This is a genomic window from Mycobacterium pinniadriaticum, assembly GCF_026242045.1.
GTDB lineage: Bacteria > Actinomycetota > Actinomycetes > Mycobacteriales > Mycobacteriaceae > Mycobacterium > Mycobacterium pinniadriaticum.
The window spans coordinates 83,150-98,828 of the sequence record NZ_JAPJDO010000022.1 but is presented as its reverse complement, the minus strand read 5'-3'; the positions used below and the strand labels follow the sequence as shown (position 1 = coordinate 98,828).

General features: G+C 68.1%; 13 protein-coding genes and 1 pseudogene. 7 read left to right on the top strand and 7 right to left on the bottom strand.

The window, feature by feature from the left end; translation table 11 throughout:
* A pseudogene (locus ORI27_RS21790) lies at positions 1 to 526 on the bottom strand (protein translocase subunit SecD); the annotation flags it as partial.
* Between the two features lie 105 nt (positions 527 to 631).
* Entirely contained in the window at positions 632 to 976 is a 345-nt protein-coding gene (gene yajC, locus ORI27_RS21785; protein WP_265999127.1) for a preprotein translocase subunit YajC, read from the bottom strand.
* A gap of 131 nt (positions 977 to 1,107) precedes the next feature.
* Between yajC and ORI27_RS21780 the strand changes: the two genes are divergently transcribed.
* The 3 genes from ORI27_RS21780 to ORI27_RS21770 all read left to right on the top strand — a co-directional run bounded on the left by ORI27_RS21780 (position 1,108) and on the right by ORI27_RS21770 (position 4,741).
* Complete coding sequence (locus ORI27_RS21780; RefSeq protein WP_265999126.1) at positions 1,108 to 1,800, top strand: nitroreductase family protein; 693 nt, start codon at positions 1,108 to 1,110, stop codon at positions 1,798 to 1,800.
* Between the two features lie 153 nt (positions 1,801 to 1,953).
* Entirely contained in the window at positions 1,954 to 3,294 is a 1,341-nt protein-coding gene (gene gabT / locus ORI27_RS21775; RefSeq protein WP_265999125.1) for a 4-aminobutyrate--2-oxoglutarate transaminase, read from the top strand.
* Between the two features lie 13 nt (positions 3,295 to 3,307).
* Positions 3,308 to 4,741: a gamma-aminobutyraldehyde dehydrogenase gene (locus tag ORI27_RS21770; RefSeq protein WP_265999124.1), complete on the top strand. Its 1,434-nt coding sequence runs from the start codon at positions 3,308 to 3,310 to the stop codon at positions 4,739 to 4,741.
* Between the two features lie 86 nt (positions 4,742 to 4,827).
* Here ORI27_RS21770 and ORI27_RS21765 read toward each other — a convergent pair whose 3' ends face one another.
* Complete coding sequence (locus tag ORI27_RS21765) at positions 4,828 to 5,499, bottom strand: hypothetical protein (protein ID WP_265999123.1); 672 nt, start codon at positions 5,497 to 5,499, stop codon at positions 4,828 to 4,830.
* A gap of 279 nt (positions 5,500 to 5,778) precedes the next feature.
* On the opposite strand from ORI27_RS21765, the gene car reads away from it, so the two are divergent.
* Together car and ORI27_RS21755 are read left to right on the top strand one after the other, a co-directional pair.
* Positions 5,779 to 9,294: a carboxylic acid reductase gene (car, locus tag ORI27_RS21760; protein WP_265999122.1), complete on the top strand. Its 3,516-nt coding sequence runs from the start codon at positions 5,779 to 5,781 to the stop codon at positions 9,292 to 9,294.
* A 115-nt stretch (positions 9,295 to 9,409) separates the two neighbouring features.
* Positions 9,410 to 10,489: a GGDEF domain-containing protein gene (locus ORI27_RS21755; RefSeq protein ID WP_266074019.1), complete on the top strand. Its 1,080-nt coding sequence runs from the start codon at positions 9,410 to 9,412 to the stop codon at positions 10,487 to 10,489.
* Here the strand turns inward: ORI27_RS21755 and ORI27_RS21750 are convergent.
* From ORI27_RS21750 to ruvC, 4 genes are read right to left on the bottom strand one after another with little or no spacing between them, the layout of a single operon-like run.
* Entirely contained in the window at positions 10,482 to 10,865 is a 384-nt protein-coding gene (locus tag ORI27_RS21750) for a DUF1304 domain-containing protein (RefSeq protein ID WP_265999120.1), read from the bottom strand. The genes ORI27_RS21755 and ORI27_RS21750 overlap by 8 nt on opposite strands.
* 11 nt (positions 10,866 to 10,876) lie before the next feature.
* Positions 10,877 to 11,941 carry a Holliday junction branch migration DNA helicase RuvB gene (gene ruvB, locus ORI27_RS21745; RefSeq protein WP_265999119.1) on the bottom strand — a complete coding sequence of 355 codons (1,065 nt, stop codon included), beginning with the start codon at positions 11,939 to 11,941 and terminating at the stop codon, positions 10,877 to 10,879.
* Entirely contained in the window at positions 11,938 to 12,528 is a 591-nt protein-coding gene (gene ruvA / locus ORI27_RS21740; protein ID WP_265999118.1) for a Holliday junction branch migration protein RuvA, read from the bottom strand. The genes ruvB and ruvA overlap by 4 nt, the downstream gene beginning before the upstream one ends.
* A complete protein-coding gene (gene ruvC, locus ORI27_RS21735) occupies positions 12,525 to 13,079 on the bottom strand; it encodes a crossover junction endodeoxyribonuclease RuvC (protein WP_265999117.1) in 555 nt (184 codons plus the stop codon). The genes ruvA and ruvC overlap by 4 nt, the downstream gene beginning before the upstream one ends.
* 95 nt (positions 13,080 to 13,174) lie before the next feature.
* Between ruvC and ORI27_RS21730 the strand changes: the two genes are divergently transcribed.
* Both ORI27_RS21730 and ORI27_RS21725 read left to right on the top strand, forming a co-directional pair.
* Positions 13,175 to 13,624 (top strand): cupin domain-containing protein, encoded by a 450-nt coding sequence (locus ORI27_RS21730; RefSeq protein ID WP_265999116.1) that lies wholly within the window; start codon positions 13,175 to 13,177, stop codon positions 13,622 to 13,624.
* A gap of 64 nt (positions 13,625 to 13,688) precedes the next feature.
* Positions 13,689 to 15,677, top strand: a complete 1,989-nt coding sequence (locus tag ORI27_RS21725; RefSeq protein ID WP_265999115.1) for a molybdopterin-containing oxidoreductase family protein — start codon at positions 13,689 to 13,691, stop codon at positions 15,675 to 15,677.
* The last annotated feature ends 2 nt before the right edge of the window (positions 15,678 to 15,679 follow it).

The following is a 15,679-nucleotide window of genomic DNA, read 5'->3' as shown; positions in this document are numbered from 1 at the left end:
CGGGCGCCCCCGGCGCGGGTGCCGGGGCCGGGGCACCGCCGGGGGGGGGTGCACCGGGTTGCGGGGCTCCCGGTGGCGCGGGCGCGCCGGGTGGGGGCGCGCCGCCCGGCGCCGCCTTCTGCATCTGCTCCTTGATGGCCTCCACCGGGATCGGCTGGCCGATCACCGGGCGGATGAACAACCGCGCGGTCTGGCCGAGGTTGCGGGCCTCGTTGCCGTCGTTGCCGGGAACGGTGATGACCAGGTTGTCGCCGTCGATGACGACCTCGGAACCCGACACACCGAGACCGTTGACGCGGGCGGCGATGATCTGCTCGGCCTGATTCAGCGCGTCGCGGGTGGGCTTGGATCCGTCCGGAGTGCGTGCGGTGAGCGTGACGCGGGTGCCGCCCTGCAGATCGATGCCCAGCTTGGGGCTCGCGTGTTTGTCCCCGGTGAGGAAGACAAGCAGGTAGACCCCGATCAGCAGGACCAGGAACAGCGCCAGCCAGCGGTAGGGATGCACCGGCGCCGAAGACGATGCCACGTTGTTGTCTCTCCTAGGTTTGTGCCGCGTCCCGCAGGGATTCTGCCGCGTCGCGCGCAGCGGTCCTCCAAGCTCCCGCTAGAGGGTACGTGGTGTGCCTGGCGATCAGTCTTTGGTCAGGCGGTCCGCGTCGCTGTCGGTGATCTCGGTGGCGCTCGACTCGGCGTCTGAGGCCTCCAGGGCCTCCGGTACCTCGGGCTCGATGCGGTCGCGAATGGCCAGCTTCATCCAGGTCGTCACCACCCCAGGAGCGATCTCCAGGTCAACGGTGTCGTCGGTGATCGCGGTGATCGTCGCCTGCAGGCCGGAGGTGGTGTGCACCCGGTCGCCGACGTTCAGTGACTCGTGCAGGTCGATGGTGGCCTGCATGGCCTTGCGCTGTCGCCGGGAGGCGAAATACATGAATGCGCCCATGATGATGATGAGGGGCAGGAAGATGAGCAAGTCCATGGCAAAACGATTCTTTCGTATCGGGTGTCGGGTCAGCCCCGCGCGACCGTCAGGTCACAGGCTTCATAGCTGCCCAGTCTGCCATTGTGCCGGTTCGACGCCGACCGGCACCGTCGATGGAAGATAGTCGGATGGACCTGATCGACACCCTGCGCAGCACCGGCGCGGTGCGCGAGTTCACCGACGAGCCGGTCGACGACGCCACGCTGGCGCGCATTCTGGACACCGCACGGTTCGCTCCGAGCGGCGCCAACGCGCAGGCCTGGCGCGTGGTCGTGGTCAAGGACCCGGCCATTCGGACAAGCCTGCGCGACCTCTATCTGCCACCGTGGATCGATTACCTGACGTTGACGGCGGCCGGGCTCCGTCCCTGGTCGCCGGTCAACGACTCGGCCGCGGAGGTGGCCGCCCTCGCGGCCGGAACCGGGCCGGCCACCGACGCCGCGACCGGAGGCATGGCCGCGCACCTGGACGAGGTTCCGGTGCTGTTGGCCCTGTTCGCCGACCTGTCGCAGCTGGCCGCGGTGGACCGTGACCTGGACCGGTACTCGCTGGCCGGGGGCGCGTCGGTCTACCCGTTCGCCTGGAGCATCCTGCTGGCGGCCCGGGCCGAGGGTCTCGGCGGCGTGCTGACGACGATGCTCATCCGGGCCGAGGAGGAGGTCAAGCGGCTGCTGGGGGCGCAAGACCCGCTGGTGCTGGCGGCGGTGATCGCGCTGGGCCACCCGGTTCGCCAACCGCGCCGGCTCACCCGCCAACCCGTCTCATCGTTCACCACCGTCGATCGCGTCGACGGCGCGCCATTCACCTCCGAACACGGTTGACGCCAACCGATTGCGTCGATTTGGCCGCTTCCAGCGACTCATTCCCTTTCTTATCGCACCCTCAAAGCGGGTTTTCAGTTGCACCGGGCGGTAGCCCGACTAGGCTCGATTCGCCCTCTTCGCGCAGTGCCACCTTCGGCTAGGAGAACAGAAGTGACCACCCTCGAGCAGAGCCGCAAACTCGTCACCGACATCCCCGGCCCCGGGTCGATCGAGCTGTCCAAACGCAGGGTCGCCGCGGTGTCGCACGGCGTCGGCGTCACGATGCCGATCTATGCCGCGCGCGCCGGCGGCGGCATCATCGAGGACGTCGACGGCAACCGGCTGATCGACCTGGGTTCGGGGATCGCGGTCACCACCATCGGCAACTCCTCCCCCCGGGTGGTGGAGCAGGTCACGGCGCAAGTTGCCAGGTTCACCCACACCTGCTTCATGGTGACGCCCTACGAGGAATACATCGCCGTCGCCGAACACCTCAACCGGCTCACCCCCGGCACCTACGAGAAGCGTTCGGCGTTGTTCAACTCCGGCGCGGAGGCGGTCGAGAACGCCGTCAAGATCGCCCGCTCCTACACCCGCAAGAGCGCTGTGGTGGCCTTCGACCACGCCTACCACGGACGCACGAACCTCACCATGGCACTGACCGCGAAGTCGATGCCCTACAAGAGCGGCTTCGGCCCGTTCGCACCGGAGATCTACCGGGCGCCGCTGTCCTACCCGTATCGGGACGGCCTGCTCGACAAGGAGTGGGGCACCAACGGCGACCTGGCCGCCGACCGGGCGCTGACCGTGATCGACAAACAGATCGGGGCGGCCAACCTGGCGGCGGTCATCATCGAGCCGATCCAGGGCGAAGGCGGGTTCATCGCCCCGGCGCCGGGATTCCTGCCGGCGCTGCGCGGATGGTGCGCGGACAACGACGTGGTGTTCATCGCCGACGAAGTGCAGACCGGGTTCGCCCGGACCGGGGCGATGTTCGCCTGTGAGGACGAGGGCATCGAACCGGACCTGATCGTCACCGCCAAGGGCATCGCCGACGGCCTCCCCCTGGCGGCGGTGACCGGACGCGCCGAGATCATGGACGCCCCGCATGTGAGCGGACTGGGCGGCACATACGGCGGCAATCCGGTGGCCTGCGCGGCGGCCCTGGCCACCATCGAGACCATCGAACTCGACGGCCTGGTCGAGCGCGCCAAACAGATCGAAGCGGTGATGAAGGACAAGCTCGGCCACATGCAGGCCGACGACGACCGCATCGGCGACGTCCGCGGCCGCGGCGCGATGATCGCCGTCGAGCTGGTGAGATCCGGTACCGCCGAACCGGATCCGGAATTGACCAAGGCCCTGGCCGCCAAGGCGCACGCGCAGGGCGTGTTGGTGCTCACCTGCGGCACATACGGCAACGTGCTGCGATTCCTGCCGCCGCTGACCATCAGCGACGAACTTCTGCTCGAGGGTCTCGACGTGCTGAACCAGATCCTCACCGAACTCTGAGGGGACGACCGCAATGACGACCGTCAAGAATTTCATCAACGGCGATCTTGTCGACTCGGTAAGCGGGGCAACGATGCCGCTCGTCGCCCCCTCGACCGGCGAAAAGTACGGCACCGCGCCGATTTCCAACGAGCAGGACATCGACAATGCCTATGCCGCGGCGGATGCGGCCTTCGCCGACTGGAAGCGCACCACGCCGTCGCAGCGACAGAAGGCGTTACTGGCCTTCGCCGACGACGTTGAAAAGCATGCGGACGACCTCGTCGCCGCCGAGGGCCGCAATACCGGCAAGCCCAACCATGTGACACTGGCGGAGGAAATCCCGCCGATGGTCGACCAGATCCGGTTCTTCGCCGGTGCGGCACGGATTCTGGAGGGGAAGTCGGCCGGTGAGTACATGGCGGACCACACCTCCTGGATCCGTCGCGAGCCGGTCGGGGTGATCGGCCAGGTCGCCCCGTGGAACTACCCGATGATGATGGCGATCTGGAAATTCTGTCCCGCCATCGCCGCCGGCAACACCGTCGTCCTCAAGCCGAGCGACACCACACCGGTGACTACCGTGATGCTGGCCGAGATCGCCGCCAAGCACTTCGGACCCGGCGTGCTCAACGTGGTCTGCGGTGACCGGGTTACCGGCGCAGCCGTCGTCGCGCATCCGACCCCGCAGATGGTGTCGATCACCGGCTCGGTCGCCGCCGGGCGCGCCGTCGCGGTCAGTGCCGGCGGCCATCTCAAGCGCACCCACCTCGAATTGGGCGGCAAAGCGCCGGTGATCGTGTTCGACGACGCCGATATCGCCAGCGCCGCAGAAGGAATCGCGGTAGCCGGCTATTTCAACGCCGGACAGGACTGCACCGCGGCCACCCGGGTGCTGGCCCGCGCCGGCGTCGCCGAAGAACTGACCGCCGCGCTGGCCGAGCAGGCCAAGGGCGCGGCGACCACCTTCGGCCGGGCGGCCGATGACGAGGACGCCTGGGTGCCGCCGGTCAACAACCCCAACCAGCTTGAGCGGGTCCTCGGTTTCCTGGCCGACGTGCCGTCACATGCCAGCGTTGCCGCCGGCGGAAACCGGCAGGGCGACAAAGGTTTTTATGTCGAGCCGACGGTGATCGGTGGGCTACGCCAAGATGACCGGCACATTCAGGAGGAGATCTTCGGGCCGGTGATCACCGTGCAGTCCTTCGCCGACGAGGACGAGGCGATCCGCTGGGCCAACGGGGTGGACTACGGCCTGGCGTCTTCGGTGTGGACCAAGGACGTGTCCCGTGCCATCCGGGTGTCCAATGCGCTGGACTTCGGCTGCGTGTGGATCAACACCCACATTCCGCTGGTGGCCGAGATGCCGCACGGTGGCTACAAGGCTTCGGGGCATGGCAAAGACCTGTCGATGTACGGCTTCGAGGACTACACCCGGATCAAGCATGTGATGGCCTACACCGGCTGAGCCTGGCTCAGCCCATCCGCGAACAGACGCAAACGTCCCCGTGCACACGGCGTGTCTGGGACGTTTGCGTCTGCCGGGCAGATCAATTAATGCGAAACGGGTGTCCGGCGCAGCCCACCGAACAGGTCGCGCCAACTGCGATGACGGTGCTCGTCCTCATCGTCGTCTTTGGCATGGTGACTGTGCCGCTCCGCGACGGGCTCGGCGCTCGTGGCCGCAACCGGCTCGGCGGCAACGGATTCGGCTACGGCCGGTCGCTGGGCATGCCGAAGATCACGCAGGCTGCGCACCGACACCCGACCCAGGGCCATCGCCCCGAAGAAGATGATCAGGGCACCCAATCCGCTGAAGAACGCCAACTCGAGCGCGACCTGTCCGGTAGCCGTGTCGGCCACCGGTGACCCGAAGTCACCCAGCCGCAGGGGACCGGCGAACATCCGGCCGACCACGAACCATGCGCCCGCGATGACGGCGATCCAGCCACCGAGGATCGCGGTCGCCCGGTTTCGCGACATCAACAGCAACACGCCACCGAGTACGGTCACCACGCCCGGCAGGACCTCCAACCAGCCACGACCAGCAGTCCACACCCATGGACTGGCGGGCTCGTAGGCGAAGTCGAAGTACGGTCCGATGAACGGAACCAACGCGCCCCATGCGCCGAGCAGGATGAGCAGGACTCCACTGAGCGCGCCTCGGCTGCGGGCGATTTCCATCCGACCCGCACCGGTGCCGATACGGGCATCCACGTCTTTCATGACGCCTCCTTGATTCAGGGGACAAATCCCCGTGAGGTATCCCGAGTACCCGTGCCGCGCGGCCCTCTAACCGGGCCTGGGTTCCACGACCGTGCGTGTCGGTGCCCCGAAACACCGCCACCACGGACAGTTGGCGCACCCTCGCCCGCCGTAGCGCAGGCATATTCACGGGCGTCTGCCAGCTTCACCGGGAATACCGTTAGCTTTGCTAACGTAGTTTCAGGTGGGCGCAGCGTTGCGCCCACCAATTCTTTTTCTAGCCTTTACTGGAGTCTCGTCATGCCGACTGATACTCGCGAAGCCCGATTCGAGCAGCGCGTCGCCCATCTTTACGCCAACGATCCGCAGTTCGCCGCCGCCGCGCCCGACCCCGTCGTGACCGCCGCCGCCACCCAGGCCGCAGAACTCGCCGGGGTCATCAAGACCGTCCTCGACGGCTACGCGGACCGCCCGGCGCTGGGCCAGCGGGCGGTCCGGTTCGTCGAGGACCCGCAGACGCATCGCACCGTTGCCGAGTTGGTGCCGGAGTTCGAAACCATCACCTATCGCCAACTGTGGGACCGTGTGCAGGCCCTGGCCGGTTCCTGGTCCGGAGGCACCGTCAAGGCCGGCGACCGGGTGGCCGTCCTGGGTTTCACCAGCGTGGACTACACCACCGTCGACCTTGCGCTGGCCCTGCTGGGCGCGGTGTGCGTGCCGCTGCAGACCAGCGCTGTCGTCACCCAGTTGCAGCCGATCCTCGCCGAGACCGAACCGGTGGTGATCGCGTCGAGCATCGACCACCTGGACGGTGCCGTCGAACTCGCCCTCGCCGGACCAGCGCCGAAACGGTTGGTTGTCTTCGACTTCTCCCCCGAGGTCGATGATCAGCGCGAGTCGCTGGCCGCCGCCACCGACCGACTGGCGGGCACCGGGGTCACCGTGACCACGCTGGCCGATGAAATCGACCGCGGTACCGGTAGTTCCATCGATCCGCCCGCCACCGCCGAGGACGACCCGCTGGCCCTGCTGATCTACACCTCCGGCAGTACCGGCGCCCCGAAGGGCGCCATGTACCCGGCCCACAAGGTCGCCGACATGTGGCTGGCCGCCGCCGCGCATTGGGACGACAAGCAAGGCACCTACCCCGCGATCGTGTTGAGCTTCATGCCGATGAGCCACGTGATGGGGCGCGGAGCGCTTTACGGCACGTTGAGCACCGGTGGCACAGTCTATTTCGCCGCCCGCCCCGACTTGTCCACGTTCCTCGAAGACCTGTCGCTGACCCGGCCCACCCAGCTGAACCTGGTACCGCGGGTCTGGGACATGATCCACCAGGAAGTCCAAAGCGAGATCGACCGGCGAGCCGCCGGAGCCGCTGGGCCGGCGACATCGAATCCCGAAGAAGCAAAGATACTGGCCGAGAAGCGAAACAGCCTGCTGGGCGACCGGTTCGTGTCGGTGATGACCGGCTCGGCACCGATCGCACCGGAGCTCAAGACCTGGGTCGAAGCCTTCCTGGACATGCACCTCGTGGAGGGCTACGGCTCTACCGAGGCCGGCGCGGTGTTCGTCGACGGCGTCGTCCGTCGTCCTCCGGTCACCGACTACAAGCTGGTGGACGTTCCCGAGCTGGGCTACTTCGGCACCGACCTGCCGCATCCGCGCGGCGAGCTGCTGGTGAAGTCGACGCAGCTGTTCCCCGGCTACTACAAGCGTCCCGAGGTGACCGCCGCGATGTTCGACGAGGACGGTTTCTACCGCACCGGCGACATCGTCGCGCAGACCGCACCCGACCACCTGCGGTACGTGGACCGGCGCAACAACGTGCTCAAGCTCTCCCAGGGTGAGTTCGTCACGGTGTCCAAGCTGGAGGCCGCCTTCGGGCGCAGCCCGCTGGTGCAGCAGATCTACCTGTACGGCAACAGCGCCCGGCCGTATCTACTGGCTGTGGTGGTGCCGACCGCCGAGGCGGCGGCCGGTCATGACACCGCCGAGCTCAAGGTGCTGATCGGCGACTCGCTGCAGGAGATCGCCCGCACCGCCGGGTTGCAGTCCTACGAGATCCCGCGCGACTTCCTCATCGAGACAATGCCTTTCACCATCGAGAACGGACTGCTGACCGGCATCCGCAAGCTGGCCTGGCCCCGGCTGAAGGAACGCTACGGCGGGGCGCTCGAACAGCTCTACACCGATTTGGCCGAGGGACAGGCCGACGAGCTGCGGGCACTACGGCAAAGCGGGGCCGACACACCCGTGTTGGCGACCGTCACCCGCGCCGCGGGCGCGCTGCTGGGTGCTGCCGCCGCCGACCTGCGGCCCGATGCCCACTTCACCGACCTGGGTGGGGATTCGCTGTCGGCGTTGACGTTCGCGAACCTGCTCAACGAGATCTTCGGGATCGACGTGCCGGTCGGCGTCATCGTCAGCCCCGCCAGTGATCTGCAGGCCATCGCCGGGTACGTGGAGGCCGAACGCACCTTCGGCGGCAGGCGACCGACGTTCGCCTCGATCCACGGTGTCGACACCCCCGAAGCGCGCGCCGCCGATCTGACGTTGGACCGCTTCATCGACCCTTCGACCCTGGTTGCGGCACCCAGCCTGCCCGGCCCGAAGAGCGAGGTCCGCACCGTACTGCTCACCGGCGCAACCGGATTCCTGGGTCGCTACCTCGCACTGGAATGGCTGGAGCGGATGAGACTGGTCGACGGCACGGTGATCTGCCTGGTGCGGGCCAAGGACGATGGCGCGGCGCGGGCCCGGCTTGATGCCACCTTCGACAGCGGAGATCCCAAGCTGCTGGCGCACTACCGGGAACTGGCCGTCAACCATCTCGAGGTCATCGCCGGCGACAAAGGCGAGGAGAATCTGGGACTGGATCCCCAGACATGGCAGCGGCTGGCCGACACCGTCGACCTGATCGTCGACCCGGCCGCGCTGGTCAACCATGTGCTGCCTTATCGGGAGTTGTTCGGCCCCAACGCCGTCGGCACCGCGGAACTGATCCGAATCGCGCTCACCACGACGCTCAAGCCGTTCGTATACGTCTCGACGATCGGTGTCGGTGCGGGTATCGCGCCCGGGCGGTTCACCGAAGACGGCGATATCCGCGAGATCAGCCCCACCCGGGCGGTCGACGACTCCTACGCCAACGGCTACAGCAACAGCAAGTGGGCCGGAGAGGTGCTGCTGCGTGAGGCCAACGACCTATGCGGTCTGCCGGTCTCGGTGTTCCGCTGCGACATGATTCTGGCCGACACCACCTACGGCGGGCAGCTCAACCTGCCCGACATGTTCACCCGCCTGATGCTGAGCCTGGTGGCCACCGGAATCGCGCCGGCGTCGTTCTACGAACTCGACGCCGAGGGACGCCGCCAACGCGCCCACTACGACGGCCTGCCGGTGGAGTTCATCGCCGATGCGATCTCCACGCTCGGCGCCCAGGTCAGCGAAGGTTTCGAGACGTACCACGTGATGAACCCCTATGACGACGGCATCGGGCTCGACGAGTTCGTCGACTGGCTGATCGAGGCAGGCCATCCGATCCAGCGGATCGCCGGATACGACACGTGGCTGGACCGGTTCGACACCGCGATCCGGGCCCTGCCCGACCGGCAGCGCCAGCACTCCCTGCTGCCGCTGCTGCACAACTATCAGCGACCCGAGCGGCCGCTCCGCGGCCCGATCGCCCCGACCGAACGGTTCCGCACTGCGGTTCAGGACGCGAAAATCGGCCCGGACAAGGATATTCCGCACGTGTCGTCGGAGGTCATCGTCAAGTACGTGACCGACTTGCAGCTGTTGGCTCTGCTGTAGTCCCGCGGCCCTCCCCTGCGGGCTGGATGTCCGGGCAGTACTATTGCCCGTCAGGCTTTCAGCCTTTGGGGGCGGGCTGTGGGCGATTCGGGAGCATATGCACAACGACGTGGGTATGGCGGCGTCGGTCCGGCAGTGGTGGCGACGCCCGGACCAATACGACACGGTGTCGGCCTATCTGGAATCACGCGGCCTGCAGCGGCCGACGCGCTACACGATCGCCGCTGTCATGGGCGCGTTCGCACTGGTACCACCGATCATGCTGGCCAGCCCGTCAGGCCCCAAGGGCACCGTCGCGGTCGCGGTGTCGGTCGGCACCACCGCCGCGTGTGCAGTTCTGGCACTCCTCTGGGCGATTCGCTGGCCCACTGAGCGCCAGTCGACCGTCTTCACGGTCACGGCCACCGCCTGCATCGTCGCGGGTGGGTTGATCGCGACCGATCCCGCCGCCGGCGTGTTCGGGGGCATGGCCTTCGCGCCGTTGGCCGGCTATCTGTCGTTCTTCCATTCGGGTCGACTGTCGACGGCGCTGCTGGCCGCGGCCTCGGTATCCACCGTCGTGGTGTCCTTCCGGGTGGCCCCCGGCGACCCGATGATGGCGATCGGCCACAGCATCGGCGCGCTGGCCACCATGGTCATGGTTCCGCTGGTCGTGCAGGCTCTGCTGCACATGCTGACCGCCGACGCACACCGTTCGTTCACCGACCCGCTGACCGGACTGCGCAACCGTCGCGGCTACTACCAGTCCGCGATCCAACTCATCGGCGCCGCGGACAGGTCGCAGCCGCAATGGCTGACCGTGATCATGGTCGACCTGGACGGGTTCAAGCAGATCAACGACCGCCACGGCCACGGCTATGGTGACGCCGTCCTGGTCGCGGTCGCCGACAATCTGCGGCGGGCGAGCGCGATGAATTCGGTCGTCGCCCGCCCGGGTGGGGAGGAGTTCCTGCTCGCCTACCTGGCCGGGTCCGGCGATCCCGCCGCCGGTGCCGAACGGATCCGGGAAGCCGTCGCCGCCACCCCGGGTGGGGTGACCGCCAGTGTCGGGGTGGCGGTGCGGGAGCTGGCCGATATCGACGGCGACGCCGTTCCGGCGACGATCACCCGGCTGGTGGACGAGGCCGACGCGGCGATGTACGACGCGAAACGGGCCGGCGGCAACCAGGTTCGCTACCGCGCCGACGTCAGATGAGCCCGATCACCAGCAGCACGACCGCCACCAACGGGAACGCACCCTGGATCACCGCGGCGCGCGCCTTGTCCGGCGCGGACGCCAGCAGCACCACCGCCGCGGCCAGCATGGACCCGACTCCGGCGAATATCAGCGCAGCACCGATCCCGGTATGTCCCAAAAGGATTGCAGCGATGCCGACGACACTGACGACGGCCAGGAACAGGTTGTAGAAGCCCTGGTTGAGGGCCATCAGTTTGGTGGTGTCGGCCTCCTCGGCGGTGGTACCGAATACCGCACGAGTGCGCGGCGTGGTCCAGGTCAGGGATTCCATCGTGAAGATGTAGACGTGCAGCAGCGCGGCCAGTCCGGCGAAGACCAATGCAGCGATGACCATCGGGTCTCCCATCAGTCGAAAAGGCCGGACTGACCCAGCCCACCCGCCCGCGGCGGCGGCGCCATGCCGAGGTGGGTCCAGGCTAGCGGTGTCGCCACCCGGCCACGCGGCGTCCGCGCGATCATGCCCGCACGCACCAGGAACGGCTCGCAGACCTCCTCGACGGTGGTGGCTTCCTCCCCCACCGCGACGGCCAGCGTGGACACCCCGACCGGGCCGCCGCCGAAACTCTTGGTCAGCGCCGAGAGCACCGCCCGGTCCAGCCGGTCGAGGCCGAGTTCGTCGACGTCGTAGACCGCCAGCGCCGCCTTGGCGATATCGCGGGTGATCACCCCGTCGGCGCGCACCTCGGCGTAGTCGCGCACGCGGCGCAACAGCCTGTTGGCGATGCGCGGCGTGCCCCGCGAGCGGCGGGCGATCTCGGCGCCCGCCTCGGCGCCCAACTCGATGCCCAGGATGCCCGCCGAGCGGGCCAGCACCCGTTCCAGTTCGACCGGCTCGTAGAAATCCATGTGCGCGGTGAACCCGAACCGGTCCCGCAGCGGTCCGGTCAGCGCGCCGGACCGGGTGGTCGCGCCGACCAGGGTGAACGGCGCCACCTCCAGCGGGATCGATGTCGCCCCGGGGCCTTTGCCGACTACCACGTCGACCCGGAAGTCCTCCATCGCCAGGTACAGCATCTCCTCGGCGGGACGGGCGATGCGATGGATCTCGTCGATGAACAGCACGTCGTGCTCGACGAGGTTGGACAGCATCGCGGCCAGGTCGCCGGCGCGTTCCAGGGCCGGCCCGGAGGTGACGCGCAGCGAGGTGCCCAGTTCGGCGGCGATGATCATCGCCAGCGAGGTCTTGCCCAGCCCGGGCGGACCGGAGAGCAGGATGTGATCCGGTGTGCCGCCTCGGTTCTTGGCGCCTTCGAGGACCAGCTGCAGTTGTTCGCGCACGCGCGGCTGGCCGATGAACTCGCGCAGCGAGCGCGGTCGCAGGCTGGCGTCGATATCGCCTTCACCGACCGTCAGTGCCGGGGAGACGTCACGTTCGAGATCGTCGTCCTCGCCCTCGTCGAATCGGCTCATTTCTTGCCCAGCATCGACAGCGCCGCCCGCAGTGCGCTCTGCGTGGTCGCATCCGGGTCACCGGCCAACACCTTGTCGCACGCCTCCTCGGCCTGCTTGGCCGCGAAGCCAAGCCCGACAAGGGCTTCCACGACGGGCGCGCGCACGGCATGGCCGGTGGCCGCGGCGACACCCGCGCCGCCGGACGCCGCTCCGATCTTGTCCCGCAGTTCCAGCACCATCCGTTCGGCACCACGCTTGCCGATACCGGGCACCCGCGTCAAGGCGGTCACGTCGCCGTCGGCCAGCGCCTGGCGCAGCGCGGTCGCGTCGTAGACGGCCAACGTCGCCAGTGCGATCTTCGGGCCGACCCCGGACACCCCGAGCAGGGTCGAGAACAGGTCGCGGGCATCGGCGTCGGCGAACCCGTACAGCGTCTGGGAGTCCTCCCGGACGATCATCGCGGTGATCAGCCGGGCCTCGGTGCCGCGCCGCAGGGTGGCCAGGGTGGACGGGGTGGCCATCACCTTGTAGCCGACGCCGGCGGCTTCGATGACGACGTGGTCGAGGGCGATGTCGAGGACTTCGCCGCGCACCGAGGAGATCATCTCGCCGCCTTCAGCCGCGCCTGATAGGCACGCTTCTGCTCGGCGGCCATCGCCTCGGCCTTGGCCATCCGGGCAATCATCGGGGCGCGCCAGCAGTGGCAGATCGCCAGGGCCAGTGCGTCGGCGGCATCAGCCGGTGTCGGCTTCTGCTGTAGCTGCAGAATCCGGGTGACCATCGCGGTGACCTGCGCCTTGTCGGCCCGCCCGTTCCCGGTGACGGCGGCCTTGACCTCACTGGGGGTGTGAAAATACACGTCGATCTCGCGGCGGGCGGCCGCCAGCGCGATCACCCCGCCGGCCTGGGCGGTACCCATCGCGGTGTTGGCGTTCTGGTTGGCGAACACCCGCTCGATGGCGATGACGTCGGGGAGGTGGGTGTCCATCCAATGGTCGACGGCGTCGCTGATGGCAAGCAGCCGGTTCTGCAACGGCTCGTCGGACGAGGTGCGCACCACATCGACGTCCAGGGCGATGACATGGCGCCCGCCCCGGCTCTCGATCACCGAGAGGCCGCAGCGCGTCAACCCCGGGTCGACTCCCATCACCCGCACGGATCACCTTCCCGACTGCGAACAGTTGTTCGATCACAGTAGCGGGCCGGGCCGACGACACCGGGCAGGACACGCCACGCGGCTATCGTCGGACCATGGCCGGATCCGATGCATTCCATCCCGAGCTCTCGGGTGCCGGGCCGATGCGCAACCGGGTGCGGCATGTGAGGGCCGACGGCCTCGACGGCGGCACCGGCCAGACCGATGGGATGCAACGGTTCGCTGCGATCAGCGGCACGTCGGTCGGGTCGGAGAAGCTGTGGATGGGTGAGACGCACGTCGGGCCCGGTGTGGCGTCGGCCAACCATCACCACGGGGAGTCGGAGACAGCGATCTTCGTCCGCAGCGGCCACCCGGAGTTCGTCTTCCACGATGGTGTCGAGGAGGTGCGGATCCGCACCGAGCCGGGCGATTACGTGTTCGTGCCGCCTCACCTGCCGCACCGCGAGGAGAACCCGGACCCCGACGAGCCGGCCGTCGTCGTCATCGCGCGCAGCACCCAGGAGGCCATCGTGGTCAACCTGAACCGGCTGTATCCGCTGTAGCCGGGCCCGGCGTTCCCGTCGGGGTCGGTAACCTCGGCCATCCTTGCGGCGTACGGTTTTCCCCATGGACACGGGAGCGGCCCGCGTTGTGCGAAGTTTCTGCCGGGTGTGCACATCGGTGTGCGGCATCCTGGTCGAGATCGACGGTGATCACGTGCTCGCCGTCCACGGTGACGGCGAGCATCCGTTCTCCCGGGGCTACACCTGCCCGAAAGGCCGCGCGCTGCCGCAGATTCACCACCATCCCGACCGGCTCGAGCAGCCGATGCTGCGCATCGACGGGCAATTGACCGAAACCAGCTGGGAGACTTGCCTGGACGATCTGGGCACCCGGCTGCGCGAGATCATCGCCGAGTACGGGCCCGCCGCGGTCGCCATCAACTTCGGCACCGGCGTCTGGATGGATGCGGTCGGCTACCGCACCGCAGAGGCACTGCACCGCGCGATCGGCACACCGGCGAAGTTCAGCCCGCTCACCATCGACGGCACCGCGAAGGTCCTGGTCGCCGAGTTAATGGGCGGTTCATCGGGGCTGACCGCCCGACCGGACTACGACAGTGCCGATCTGGTCATCCTGATCGGCAGCAATCCTGTTGTTTCCCATGGCCATACCCTGGGAATGCCGAATCCCCGCGGACTGTTCCGTGAGCTGGCCAAGCGCGCACAGCTGTGGGTCGTGGACCCCCGCCGCACCGAGACCGCACGGCTGGCGACCCGCCACCTGGCGCCGCGACCGGGCACCGACTACGCGATTCTGGGCTTCCTGGTGCGCGAAATCCTGCGCAGCGGTGGCAACCCCGACATCCCTGTCCAGGATGTCGCCGCGCTGACCGCCGCGGTCGAACCGTTCACCGCCGAACACACCGCAGCGCTCGCCGATGTGACGCAGACCGATCTCGATGATCTGCTCGCCGCGGTACGCCGGGCCGGGCATCTCGCGATCGACACCGGCACCGGCGTCACCATGTCGGCGAGTGCAAATGTGACGCAATGGTTTTCGTGGGCGCTGTTGATACTGACCGGCTCGATGAACACCCCCGGCGGGATGTGGTTCCACCCCGGATTCGGCTATCAGCTCGAATCGTTCGAATTGCCGATCGCCCCGCCGGAGGGCAAGACCAGGCCCGGACCGCGCAGCCGGCCGGAGACGACCGCGTTCATGCGGGAATGGCCATGCGCCACATTGGGCGACGAGATCGAAGCCGGCAACATCCGTGCGCTGATCAACCTCGGCGGCAACCTGCTGACCGGGTTCCCCGCGGCGGACACGCTGCGGCCGTCACTACACAAGCTCGAGGTGCTGGCCACCGCCGAGATCCTGCCGACCGAGACGACGGCGATGTCGACCCACGTACTGCCGACCAAAGGCCAGCTCGAGCGGCCCGACATCACGCTGTGGGACTTCATGAGCACGCGGATCTCCGCGCAGCACACCCCGGCGGTGACCGATCCGGTCGGCCAGCGCCGGTCGATGTGGTGGGTGCTCGCCGAGATCGGCAAGCGGTTGGGCCACGACGTGGCCGACCCCGCGATGACCGACGAGCAGATGCTGGCCGCGCTCAACTCCGGCGGCCGCACCGGCTACGACGATCTGGTCGCCACCGGCTGGGCCGAAGCCCAGCGCGAGCTGCCCGCGGCGTGGGTGCAGCGTCACGTCGAGCGGCTCGGCGGATGGCGGCTGGCACCGAAAGTTCTGATCGACCAGCTGCACGGCCTGCGCCAGACCACCGGCCCGGTGCTGGTGCCGCGCCGCCAATTGCGAAGGCTCAATACCCAATTGGAGTTCCTCGGCGAGCGCGCCGAAGTCGTCCTGAACCCCGAGGATGCGGCGGCGGCCGGAGTCTCCGAGAGCCAGGCAGTGCTGGTGCGCACCGAACACGGCGAACTCACCGGCGTCGCGAAACTGGACCCGTCGGTGCGCTCCGGCGTGGTGTCGGTGCCGCACGGTCACGCCGACGCGAACGTCAATGTCTTGACGAGCAAGGACGACCTTGACCCGCCGACCGGGATGACGCGCTACTCAGGGCTGCCGGTCAGCGTGCATCCGGCCTGAGC